The organism is Mesorhizobium sp. L-8-3 (genome assembly GCF_016756615.1).
Lineage (GTDB): Bacteria > Pseudomonadota > Alphaproteobacteria > Rhizobiales > Rhizobiaceae.
On record NZ_AP023262.1, the window covers coordinates 3,950,212 to 3,962,976 of the forward strand.

Here is a 12,765-nt window from a genome sequence, read left to right on the forward strand (position 1 = left end):
GACCGCGGCCGACAAACGAGAGGTGCAGCGGAATATGAATTCCTAGAAATGCATCGAAAGCCCGATGATCGGTCCTTGCTGCACGACGTCGAAGACAAAGCCGCGGTCGTTGCTGTAGTCGACTCCGAGGGCACGGTAGCCCAGCAGTGCGGAAAGGCTGTCGTTGAGGCGATAACCAAGGACTCCGGCAACGTCCCAGTCGACATCGGCCGCTCCGCCCCCTATGAGGCCCCAGCCTGCCAGGTAGACCTTCGGGTCGATCGAATAGTGGCCACGTATTCCGGCCATACCGTCTACCCAGGTCGCTCCATCGCTGAAGGAAGCTCCGTCCAGAACGCCGCCATCGAGGCTGATTTCGGTATCGACCGACCAGACCCTGATGCCCCCGACGATATCGAGGCGCATGTCGGCACGGTCGACGACGGAGTAGCCGGCGCCGAACAATCCCGTGAAGGTCTCCGACGATATGTCCGCGCTGTGCGCCGCGACACCTCGAGGAGTGCCTCTGCCGGAGGAGATCCTGGTGTACATGACATCGCCGATGAGGCTGAACCTCCCGTAGCGGGCTTCGCCGATTGCCATTGCGCCGAAGTCCAGGTCATCGAGGATGTCGCTGAAGCTACGATCGATGCTGACGGTCGGAGCGCCGAATTGCGCCAGGTCGCCGGACAGCCCGGCCATCCAGAAGTATGGCGCGACCGTGAACGTCCAGCCGTTCGCCTCGATCGGCTTGGCCTCGGGTGTCATCGGTACGTAGAGGTCTGCGGCTATCGACGGGCAAGAAAGAAGCAGGCTCAACGGCAAAAACAGACTGCAGGTCTTCATATCACGCTTTCATGAGGCGATCGAAATCAGCCGGGGTCTTGCTGTGTTGATCGGTGACAAGACGCCGAGACAGGCGTCGGCTCGAGATCCCTGCTAGAACTTGTAACTCAGGCGCAGCGAGCCGCCATGGCTGGTATAGGTGTCGGAGAACGACCCCTGATAGTTCAGGCGCAAACCGAAACCGTTGTCGTTCGCGAGGTCGACACCGGCGGTCAGGCGGCCCACGACATTGGCAAGAGGCACTTCGCTGTCGAACAGGCCGACCCCGGCCGGCGCAGCTGCCAGCCGTGCGGTCGTGTCCCAGCTGTCGGCGCTGCCGAAGCTTACGCCGGCGGCAGCAAAGGCCCGCATGACGGTCGTCTCGCTCACCTCCAGGCGCGCGCCGACCTCGACCGCCGGGGTCGCATGGAAGCTCCACTGCCCGGAACCGTCGACCAGGAGATCGAGCGCGCCGGTACCCGTTTCGCGATAGCCGTCGGCATGCGTGTAGATCAGGTCGAGATCCACCAGCGGCCGCATATAGTACCGGTCCTGTGCAAAGGTATAGGCTGCGCGCATCCGGGCGCTGACATTGTAGATATTCGGATCGCCCTCGGCCTGGCCGGCGAAGCCCGGAATCCGGATCGTGCGCGTGTTGTCGTACCAACCGTAGCTGCCGGCGACGGCACCCGACAGCAGCCATGGGCCGGTCTGGCGCTTCACCGAGACGCCGGCATAGAGGATGTCGCCGTCGGCGTTCACCCGGCCATCGTCGCCGCGAATGGAACTGCGATCATAGCCGCCGGCGAGACCGACGAACCAGTTCGGCGACACCTCGAACTGGGCACCCGCCTGCATCGAGTAGGTCGTGGTGTCGAAGCCCGATACGCCGCCCGAGGCCTTCTGGTCGAGCGTCTGGGCGCCGGCCTGGCTCCATGCACACTCCGTCTCGATCAGGAACGAGGTGCCGGCCGCAAACATAGGACAGCTCAGCAGCAGATCGAGGTGCTGCTGTGTCATGACGACGCTGCCGGCCGCAGCCGCGCCGGAGACGCCGGGCGACATGTCGGACAGGGCGGCTCCGTAGCTGTCGGCATCGTTGTCGGCCAGAGAGCCGAGCGTCCCGAACAGCGTGCCGAAGGAGCCGCCTCCAGCGTCCCAGATCTCCTGCAGGTGGCCGGCAACGTTGTCCTGGTCTTCGCTCAGCGCGAAACCGGGTTCAGCAAAGTGGGCCGTCTCGGCCGAGAGCGACAGGCTGTTTCCGGCCTGGGTGACGGCATAGTCGAAGATGGACGACTGGTCGCTCAGCGAATGATCCAGGGTGCCTCCGGCGGTGAGGAAAGGCAGACTGATGCCGGGCAGTACGCTCTCGGCGCTCACCGCGAACTTGCCGGCGAGTGTGGCGTCCCCGTCGATGGCCAGGCGATCGATGCGGGAGCCGGCGAAGTCGGCGTTGATCGCCAGCACGCCGCCCGAGCCCTGCGTGAGGTCGCCAGTGATCCTGGTGGCATCGACGCCGCCCGAATCCCCGACCGCCAGCCGGCCATGATTGACCACGTCAGCCTCGTAGATCTCCGCGTCCGTCAGCAGGCCGCCTGTCCCGTTGACGACGGAGACGGCCATATCGTGGCCAAAGCGGGCCGCCAGCGGCATATTGCCATCGGCGGACATGTCGGACACGGCTTTCCTGGCGGTGTTCGCCCCTTTCACGCTGCCGCTGATCGTGCCGGAGTTGTGCACGGTCAAGGTGCTGCCGGCGGGCGACGATCTGCCGGCGGCATATTGAACGGCTATCCTCGAAGCGGCCGAGACGCTGCCTCCGGCATCGACGGTCAGCACGTTATCCTGCCTGCCCGAAACCCAGACACCGGCGCCATTGTCGCCCGAGCCGCCGGTGACGGAACCACTGACAGTGACGTTGACTGCGCCGTTGTTGTTCGTCCCTGCGTCGCTCTGCGCGAATATGCCGATCGAGCCTTCGCCGGTCGCTTGTATACTCCATCCGGCATCGAGGGTGACCGTCACATCGCCGCTCTTGCCGTTCGACGAGAGGTTGCCGTTGGAGCCGATGAATGCACTTGTCGCGTTGCCGCCGAAACCGCCCCCGCCGCCGATCGACTGGGCCAGGACTCCAAAGGCATAGTCGCCGTCCGTGGTGACGTTGCCGTCTACCGTGACGGAGACGTCGCCGCCGTCGCCGTAGCTGCCGGGGCTGTTGCCCTGGAAGGAGAGCGGCGCGCCCGAGGCGGTGCCGCCAATGCCGCCGCCGCCGCCGATCGATTGGGCCACGATGCCATGGGCAGCGATGCCACGCGTATGGATCGTGCTTTGGTAGGTCAGATCGACCGTGACGGCGCCGCCGTTTATTGCGCCGCCGCCCGAGCCGCCCACCACGATCGAGCCGATGCTGTCGGCCTCGCCGGCGCCGCCGATGCCGCCGCCGCCGCCGATCGACTGGGCGACGAGGCCGAATGCCCGCGCGCCATAGGTGTTGAGATCGGTGCCGATGCGGAGGTCGACCGCGCCGCCGCTGCCGCCGACGCCACCGCTGCCGCCGACCACGAGGTCGATCGCGTGGCTGTCGTCGTCCTCGGCGGCTGCGCTGCTTCCCGCACCGCCGACGCCTCCGCCGCCGCCGATCGACTGGGCGACGATGCCGTGCGCATCGTCGCCTGATGTCGACAGGTTGATCCACCCGTTGGTGGTCACAGTGCCGCCATTGCCGCCCGCACCGCCGCTGCCGCCCATGCCGCCGCCGACGGTGATCTTGCCGGCTGCCTGGTCGGAGCCGTCGCCACCCTGGCCGCCCCCGCCGCCGATCGACTGCATCAGGAGGCCATAGGCACTGTAGCCCATGGTGTTGATCGCGTTGCCGTCGCCATCGTCGTCGAAGGTGACATCGACATTGCCGCCATTGCCGCCCGCACCGCCGCGGCCGCCGACGCCCACGGTGATGTTCGCCGTCGCCTGGCTGCCGGACGCGGTGGAGGTGCCGCCGGCACCACCGCCGCCACCGATCGATTGGGCGACGATGCCGTCGGCCCAGTCGCCTGTGGTGCTGATGTGGCCGGCATGGGTCAGCGTGACCGTATTGCCATTGGCGGCGGTGCCGCCGGTGCCGCCGTCATCGATGGTAGCGCCGACACTGACGTTGAAGCAGTAGCCGGATTCACCATCGCCGTCGTCGCTGGAGCAATCGCTGTCACCATCGTCGTCGAGCGGCTCGGAATCTTCGGAAGTGGCCTGCCCCACCGAGCCGCCCAGCCCACCGCCACCGCCGACCGACTGCGCAAGCACCCCGTCCGCATCCGCCCCGGAGGTGACGATCCTGCCTGCCGTGGTGACGTTGACCGCGCCGGCCGAACCGCCACTGCCGCCGCTGCGGCCGACGGAAACGCCGACGGACGCAGAGAACTCGCCGCTGCCCTCCTCGCCGGGTTCCTCTTCGGCTTCCTCGCCGCCGCCGGGCAGGCTGTCGCTGGCCGACAGCCCGACGCTGACGCCCTGCGACGTGCCGCCGCCGCCGCCGATGGACTGGACGAGCAGGCCGCGCGCGCCGGTCCCGCTGGTCTGCAGGCTGGTGCCGTCGTCGAGGCTGACATTCGCGGTCCCGCCGCTGGCGCCGCCGCTGCCCGAGCCGCCAACCCCGACCGTTGCCGCCAGGTTGAAGCCGCCGCCGATCTGCTTGCTGTTGACGCTGCCAACACCGCCATTGCCGCCGCCGCCGCCGATCGACTGCGCCACGATCGCATTGGCATAGTCGTCGGCCGTCGTCACCGAGGCGCTGTCGTTGAGCGCGACCGTGACGGTACCGCCATTGCCGCCGCCGCCGCCCGAACCGCCGACCGAGACGCCGATGTCGGCGCTGACCGTGTCTTCTATGCCGGCGGTCGCTGCCATCGACGACGCGCTGCCGCCATTGCCGCCGCCGCCGCCGATCGATTGCGCCACGAGCCCATGCGACGAAGCGCCTTTCGTGGAGACCGCGGTGCTGCCGTCCAGGGTCAGCGACACCGCGCCGGCGGCATGGGATGATCCACCGCTACCGCCAACCGCCGTGGAGACGCTCATCGCAAGGGAGACGTCTTCGCCGGTCGGTACCGCCACGGTCAGCGCGTCGGCAACCGAGGAGCCGCCACTGCCCCCACCGCCGCTGATCGATTGCGCCAGCACGCCGATCGCGTCGGTCACGTCGCCGCCGTCCTGGCCGGTGCTGATGATGCTGTCCGACAGGTTCACGAGAACGGAGCCGCCGGCGCCGCCGGAACCACCGGTGCCGCCCACCGCCACCGACGCCGTGAAGCCGATACCGGCGGAGTAGGAACTGGCGGACCCGCCGGTGCCGCCGCCGCCGCCGACCGACTGCGCCACGATACCCGCTGCGTGCGAGCCCTGGGTCGTGAGGGTAAGGTCCTGGAAGCCGACATTCACGGTATTTGCGTAGCCGCCGCCGCCACCGCCGCCGCCAACCTGGAAGCTGCCGAGCCCGGCATCGCCGCCCGTAGCGTTGCCGCCATTGCCGCCGCCGCCGCCGACCGACTGCGCGAGTATGCCGACCGCACCAGAGCCCGCGGTCGCAATGGTCACGGCCTGCGGCGCGTCAGAGCCTGCGGAGCAATCGTTGCTGGAACTTTCATTGCTGACGCAGACCCACCCGCCGCTACCGCCGATTGTGGCACTGCCGCCGACGCCCAGCGCCGGAACCCCGACCGACATGTCGATCACATTGCCGCCATTGCCGCCGCCGCCGCCGATCGATTGCGCCATGATCGCATGCGCCATCTCGCCCTGCGTGGTGATCGAGCCGCCGGTGAGCCAGACGCTGGCATGTGTGCCGTAGCCGCCGGCGCCGCCCGAGCCTCCGACGGTCGCTATGCCCGCCGCGCCGGCGCCCGAACCGCCGCCGCCACCGATCGATTGGGCCATGACGCCGATCGCCGCGTCGCCGCCGGTACTGATGGCGCCCGAGTTCCGGACCTCGGCATTACCGGCGTAGCCGGCGGTGCCGCCGGTGCCGCCGATCGACAGAATGCCGCCCGCCATGCCGGCAGCGCCGCCGCCGCCGCTGATCGACTGCGCGATGATGCCATGCGCCGAATAGCCTGATGTGGTGATCGCGCCCGTATTCTGGACACTGGCCGTCCCGGCAGAACCGCCGTCGCCGCCATCGCCGCCAAGTTCGAGCGTCAAGCCGGCGGCGATACCGCCGGTGCCGCCGCTGCCGCCGATCGACTGCACCAGGATGCCGTAGGAATGGTCACCCGAGGTGTCGATCGTTCCGCCAGCATTGTTGATGGTAGCCGTGTTGCCACTGCCGCCATTGCCGCCATTGCCGGCGCCACCGCCAAGCACGTCGGTGAAGTTGCCGCCCGTGCCGCCGCCGCCGCCGATCGAATGCAAGGTGACCGCAGCCGAAATATCCCCGACTGTCGTTATCCTGGAGCCACCAGTCATATACGCGCCGACGGAGCCGGCATCACCACCGTAGCCGCCGCCGCCGCTTGTGCCGACAACGGCCGTGTCGTCGCCGCCATTGCCGCCCAGGCCGCCGACACTCCCGCCCAGCACGCCGTAGGCCTGGCTGCCGTCGGTCTCGATGGCACCGTAGACGTTCATCTGAATCTCGCCGACGGCACCGCCTTTACCGCCCGAGCTATTCTTCTCGCCGTTTGCGCCGTCGCCACCACGCCCGCCTTGAGCCAGCGCAGCTATGCCGACGACATAGTCGCCCTGGGTCGAAACCGTGGCGCCTGACTGGAGGGTCAGGGTCGAGGTGAAGGCAGAGCCGTTCCCACCGCGGCCTCCGGTCGTTGACCCCGTGCCGGCGCCGCCATTACCGCCCTGACTGACTGCAACGATGCCGCCGGACAGTCCGTTCGCACCGGCGCCGGTGGCAACCACGGTAATATCGGAATATGTGCTGATATTGATCTGGTCGCCGTCTGCGCCGGCGCCGCCATTGTCGGACGGGTCATTAGAAGCGGTGCCGTCGCTGCCCTGGCTCAGCGCATAGATGCCGCGCGCGCTGCCGGCGTCGTTCGCGTATACACCGATCGCGCCGGTGGATGCATTGCCGGACGAACCGTTCGTGATATCGATCGAGCTGCCGCCGCCGCCCGCGCCGTTGTCGTGGCCACCCTGCTGGCCGGTGGATTCGGCGGCGAGGCCCCAGACATAGTCCAGTCCGCTCAGCGGGTTGGTCCCGCTGCCGAGATTCACCTGTCCGGTGTTGACGATTCTGATGGTGCCGCCGTTGCCGCCGGCGCCGCCCACCTGGTCGCCCGCCGCGCCGCTGTTCTGTGCGCCGCCGCTGCCGCCCCTGCTCACGGCAGAGATGCCGGCCATGCCTCTGGCTGTATTTGAGTTGAGCGACTCTACGGTCAGTGCCCCGTAGTTGGTGATCGTTATCGCGCCGCCCGGCGCGCCAGCCCCGCCGTTGGATTTGTAGTTGTCGTTGTCCGAATCCCCCGAGCCGCCGAAACTCGTTGCCGAAATCAAGCTGCCGATCGAACCTGGATCCGTCGAGGTGGTCAGGGTTATGGGGCCGTGACTGGTGATCGTCACGGAACCCCCGGCGCCAGCGCTTCCCTCGTCGACGCCGGCGCCGCCCATTGTGTATGTCATGATGACGCCGCCGACGGAGTCCCACGGCATGGTGTAAGGGAGGCTTGCGCCGGCCGTGTACGAGGCTTGGGTGTTGATCGTTATGTTCGCTCCGGGGTCACCGTTCTTCTCATCGTTGTGATCGACACCACTGTCGCCCCAACAGGCGGACCATGTATATCCATAGTCGACCTGGCCAATTGTCTGGTTTGGATCTGCGACGCAGCCCGCATGCGCATGACCAGCTACGGCCGCGCCGCCCAGGCCCAGGGCCAACACGATCAGCACATGCGATGGGTTCGGGTTGGGGAGACAGGTTGGTCGGCCGCCGCCCGTGGATGTGCTTGTGTTGTCGCCATCCGCTCCAGCCTTGGGAGGCTCCTGAAGACAACGCATGTCCGCGAGCGGAGAACGACTATCGACCAGGGGCGAGGCGGCGGCCTTCCCGGTGCGCGCGGAATGCTTCATGCGATGAGCCCCCCAAATCGAAGAAAGCGAGTCCAGCTTCGCCGCAATTCGCGCGCGAAAGCCTCGACTCGGCCCTCCTGCAACCAACGAATGCAAGGTCACGATGGGTGCGAACGATAGGCAAAAGGCACCTGGGATTCTACCGAACAAAACTATTCAATTCTGACAGAACCTTGCATGTCGCCGCTCGACACGGGCCGCCCCGCGGATTTTCGAATCAAGGGCGCCCAAATCTTCGAAAGAACAATTCTCAACAATTCTGACAGATTCTGACGTTGCTTTTATTTTACTTAGGTTTCGCTTTTTTGCTGACAACAATGCTGTGCGGTTATGCGGCTTGCGCCAACGGGAGCGCTGTGCAAATGCTCAGCGATGCTCGACCTCAAGACAGTCCTGGTCGTCGATCTGGCAACCGCAAGTTTGCAGGCGGTAGTCTGGATTTTTGTCTGGTTGGCTTGGCGTCATCTTTACGAGCTCAAGTTTCTCGCAGCGGGCTTTGCGGCCATCGCCATAGGGCTGCTCCTGATGATCTTGAGGGGCGAGCAGCCTGCGGCATGGTCCATCGTGCTCCACAATACGGTCATCAAGCTCGGTCTGGTCCTGCTTGCCGAAGGATTGGCGCGCTTCCTCGGGCAACCGCGTTACACCTGGATCGGTGTTTCATTGCTGATCTTTCATATCCTGGCCTGGAGCCTGGCGGTTGCCGTCGATCCGAGCAATCTCGCCGTCCGCATCCATACATCGACCCTCTTCACGGTGATCATGATGTCAGTCATGTCGGTGACCTTGCTGCGCGACCGGACACAGCCCCGGCTCTTGCGATGGATCACAATCGCGGTATTGGGCGAGTACATGGCAGCCAGCATAGTTCATAGCGCGATCGAGTTCTGGTTTCCGGCCGCCCCTCAGGACATCGCGATCCTCAACAATCGCAACGCCTGGTATCTGTTGCAGGGCATTCTGTTTCTGATCGCGTTGTTCGCCTGCCTTCTCTTCATGGTCAGTTCACGACTTTCTGCGGCCCTGCGCGAGAACAACGAAGCTTTGTCGCGGGAAGTGCTGGAACGTCGGAGGCTGGAAAACCAATTGAATGCCAGCCTCGAGGCCGAACGTGCCCTTCGCGAAGAGCAGGCCGACTTCATGCGCATTGTCAGTCACGAGTTCCGAACCCCTCTGGCGGTAATCCGCAACGCCGTCGACATGATCAGCCTTGTCGGCGACAGATCGCGAGACGCGACGAAGGAACGGCTCACCGGCATTGGTGAGGCACTCGACCGGCTGTTCTCCCTGATCGAACGCTTCATGACAAACGACCGCGACAATGTCTTTCGACCGGAATCGATGCAGATCGCACCTGTCATTGCGGACGTGCAGTTGCACTTCGAGATCACCGGGCGAGGTGAGCGCCTGCATTTCAGGACGGAGGGTGAGGCGACCTCGCTTTTTGCCGATCCCGATATGCTGGCAACCGTCGTCATCAACCTCGTCGACAACGCCCTCAAATACTCGCCCGAGGATCAGCCCGTTCACATTGATGCCCGGTCCGCCGGCGGCTTCATCGTTATCCAGGTACGAGACCGCGGTATCGGCATTCCGAAAGCCGAATTGCACAAGATTGGACGCCGCTTCTTCCGTGCCTCCAACACCAAGGCCGGGAGTGGAACCGGGCTTGGCCTGTACTCTTCCCGTAAGCTGCTGGCCTATCATGGCGGTACATTGGGCTTGCTCTCCAACGAAGGTGGTGGAACGACCGCCGTGGCGCGCGTGCCCTTGCTGAGGCCTGCGCCGGAGCATGCACTGTTAGAGGAGACTATGACTTGACGCGCGTTTTGATCGTCGAGGACGAACAGCGGCTGCGCAAGGACCTGGTCGATTTCCTGGGCCTCTGCGGCTTCACCGCCGAAGGAGTTGCGACGGCAGAGGCCCTGCGCCGTGCATTGGCAAATGATGAACTGCCCGATGTCATCATCCTTGATGTCGGATTGCCGGACGGCAATGGATTCGAGTTGGCCAGTGAAATCCGCGAGGCCCATCGCTGCGGCATCGTCATGCTTACAGCTCTCGGCGACAGTGACGACCGCATCCGGGGCTTCGAAAGCGGCGCTGACATCTATCTCGTCAAGCACAGTACCTTGAGGGAGATCGAAGCGGCGATCCGTAGCTTGTTGCGGCGAACAGGTGATCAAGCAGAAATGGCGGATGGCGCCGGAGACAGGTGGGTTCTGGATAGCCGAAATTGGACGCTCACCGCGCCGAACCAGCGCTCGCTCAAATTGACTGCGACCGAGTTCGCGCTCGTGACCGCGCTGTGCAAACATGGCGGTGGCATTTGTGAACGCGAAGAGTTGGTAGAGACGATTGCCCGTCCCAGAGCCCATTTCGACAACCGGCATCTGGACGCCGTCGTCAGTCGCCTTCGCCGGAAGATCGGCGAGCAGACCAACATGCACGTGCCGATAAAGGTGGTCTATGGCGTTGGCTATACGTTCACGGCTCCGGCTGTCGTGCGATGAGGCTCTGTCGCGAGAGCTGAGATGGTCTGTCGATACGACCATCTCGCGCCGAGAATAAAAAAGGGGTGGGTCGGTTTGCCCCGTTTTGATGGGGTCAAGGCGAGAAGCGGCGGCTCAGAACGGATAGTGCTGGCCCGAATCCTCGATCGTCACCCAGCGGAGATCGGTGAATTCGGCGATCGCCGCCTTGCCGCCGAAGCGGCCATAGCCCGAACCCTTGATGCCACCGAAGGGCATCTGCGCCTCGTCGTGCACGGTTGGGCCGTTGATGTGGCAGATGCCGGATTCGATCCTGGCGGCGACGGCCAGCGCCCTCTGGACGTCCTTGCTGAAGACCGCGGCGGAGAGGCCGTATTCGGTGTCGTTGGCGACCCGGATCGCTTCGTCCTCGCCCTTCACCCGGATCACCGGCTTCACCGGCCCGAAGGACTCCTCGGAATAGACGCGCATATCAGATGTCACGCGGTCGAGTACCGTCGCCTCCACCACGCTGCCGGTGCGCCTGCCGCCCGCCGCCAGCGTCGCGCCCTTCGAGACGGCATCGGTTATCAGCTCTTCCATCTTCTTCGCCGACTTCTCGCTGATCAGGGAACCCAGCACGACATGGCCGCGCGGGTCGCCCGCGGGCAGGCTGGCGGCTCGCGCCGCCAGCTTCTCGACGAAGTGGTCGGCGATCTTCTCGTCGACAATCAGGCGTTCAGTCGACATGCAGATCTGGCCCTGGTGCATGAAGGCGCCGAACACCGCGGCGTTGACCGCCCCGTCGATATCGGCGTCGTCGAGCACCACCAGCGGAGCCTTGCCGCCGAGCTCCAGCAAGGCCGGCTTGAGATGCCGGCCGGCAAGCTCGCCGATGATCCTGCCCACCCCGGTGGAGCCGGTGAAGTTGACGCGCTTCACGGCGGGATGCGCAATGAGGGTCTCGACGATCTCGGGCGCATCGGCCGGATCGTTGGTCACCACATTGATCACGCCCTTGGGCAGGCCGGCCTCGACCAGGACCTGGCCGATCAGCCGATGCGTGCCGGGGCACAGCTCCGACGCCTTGAGCACCACGGTGTTGCCGCAGGCGATCGGCATGGCGACCGCGCGCGTGCCGAGAATGACCGGCGCGTTCCACGGCGCGATGCCGAGGCAGACGCCGGCGGGCTGCCGGATCGCCATGGCCAGCGTGCCGGGCTTGTCGGAGGGGATGACCTCGCCGGAGATCTGCGTGGTCATGGAGGCCGCTTCGCGCAGCATGTTGGAGGCGAGCATGACGTTGAAGCCGGCCCAGGGCGCGGTGGCGCCCGTCTCTTCGAGCATCAGCTTCGTGAATTCGGCGACCTTCGACGCCATGACGTCGGCAGCTTTCAAGAGCAGCGCCCGGCGCTCGCCCGGGCCCGTCTTCGACCATGCCGGGAAAGCGGCCGCGGCGGCTTCGACGGCGGCCACGGCGTCCTCGGCCGTCGCGGCAGCGGGTCGCCACCTTGCCGGTGAAGGGGTCGTTGCGCTCGTAAGTGGCGCCGCCGGATGCGCCCTGTTCGGCGCCGTCGATCAGAAGTTGGATATCCATGACTGTTTCCTTGTGACTGCCGGATTTGGGTAACTTCAGAAACCGAGGACCTGCGCGTTGACGGCGGCCTCCAGTCCACCGTCGGCGGCGATGTTGGCGCCGTTGATCCAGCGCGCGCCGTCGGAGCAGAGGAACAGGATCACCGGCGCGATGTCTGCCGGCGTTCCCGCCCGGCCGACGGCGCTGATGTCGCTATCGACGCGGCTGTCGCCGAGCACGGCCCGGAACTGCTTCAGGATCGGGGTTTCGACGGGTCCCGGGCTCACCGCATTGACCCTGATGTCGCGGCTCTTGAAGCGCTCGAGATGCGCGGCGCGGAAGGTCCATAGAAGCAGAAGCTCCTTGGAGACCGGGTAGGACTCGCTGTCCTGGATCGCGTGGCCCGCGACGACCTCGGCGACATCGGGGAAGCCCTCGACATTGATCATCGACAGCGCACGGTTCTGGTTGGCGCGCCAGCCGTAACCCGCGATCGAGGCGACGTTGACGATCGCGCCGCCCTCACGCAGCCTCGGCGCGACGGCTTCGGACAGCGCCCGCAGGCCGTAGAAATTGACGGACAGCGTGCCGACCGCTCCGGTTGCTCCGGACAGGCCGGCGACATTGCACAGCGCGTCGAACCGTTTCGGCAGTTGCGCGACGATCTCGTCCACACCTGATTTCGACGAGAGGTCGCCTTTGATGAAGGCCATGGAGGCGAGGGAGGGCTCGCGGACATCGACGCCGATCACGTCGGCACCCAGTTGTCCGGCGAGCTCGGCGGTGCGTGCGCCGATGCCGGACGAAACGCCCGTGATGAGCAAAGTCTTTCCAAACAACATT

At 65.7% G+C, this 12,765-nt stretch carries 5 protein-coding genes and 1 pseudogene; 2 read left to right on the forward strand and 4 right to left on the reverse strand.

The window, feature by feature from the left end:
* Positions 1–42: 42 nt before the first annotated feature.
* Together JN302_RS18430 and JN302_RS39640 are read right to left on the reverse strand one after the other, a co-directional pair.
* Positions 43–825: a hypothetical protein gene (locus tag JN302_RS18430; protein ID WP_202333998.1), complete on the reverse strand. Its 783-nt coding sequence runs from the start codon at positions 823–825 to the stop codon at positions 43–45.
* Between the two features lie 93 nt (positions 826–918).
* Positions 919–7,875 (reverse strand): autotransporter outer membrane beta-barrel domain-containing protein, encoded by a 6,957-nt coding sequence (locus JN302_RS39640; RefSeq protein ID WP_446720733.1) that lies wholly within the window; start codon positions 7,873–7,875, stop codon positions 919–921.
* A 372-nt stretch (positions 7,876–8,247) separates the two neighbouring features.
* Between JN302_RS39640 and JN302_RS18440 the strand changes: the two genes are divergently transcribed.
* Both JN302_RS18440 and JN302_RS18445 read left to right on the forward strand, forming a co-directional pair.
* On the forward strand, positions 8,248–9,696 hold the full coding sequence (locus JN302_RS18440) for a sensor histidine kinase (RefSeq protein ID WP_244846459.1): 1,449 nt from the start codon (positions 8,248–8,250) through the stop codon (positions 9,694–9,696).
* Positions 9,693–10,388, forward strand: a complete 696-nt coding sequence (locus JN302_RS18445) for a response regulator transcription factor (protein ID WP_202314019.1) — start codon at positions 9,693–9,695, stop codon at positions 10,386–10,388. Before JN302_RS18440 ends, JN302_RS18445 begins: the two co-directional genes overlap by 4 nt.
* Before the next feature lie 114 nt (positions 10,389–10,502).
* Here JN302_RS18445 and JN302_RS18450 read toward each other — a convergent pair.
* Together JN302_RS18450 and JN302_RS18455 are read right to left on the reverse strand one after the other, a co-directional pair.
* Positions 10,503–11,943: pseudogene (locus JN302_RS18450) on the reverse strand (aldehyde dehydrogenase).
* Positions 11,944–11,978: 35 nt separating this feature from the next.
* Entirely contained in the window at positions 11,979–12,764 is a 786-nt protein-coding gene (locus JN302_RS18455; RefSeq protein WP_202334001.1) for a coniferyl-alcohol dehydrogenase, read from the reverse strand.
* Between the last annotated feature and the right edge of the window lies 1 nt (position 12,765).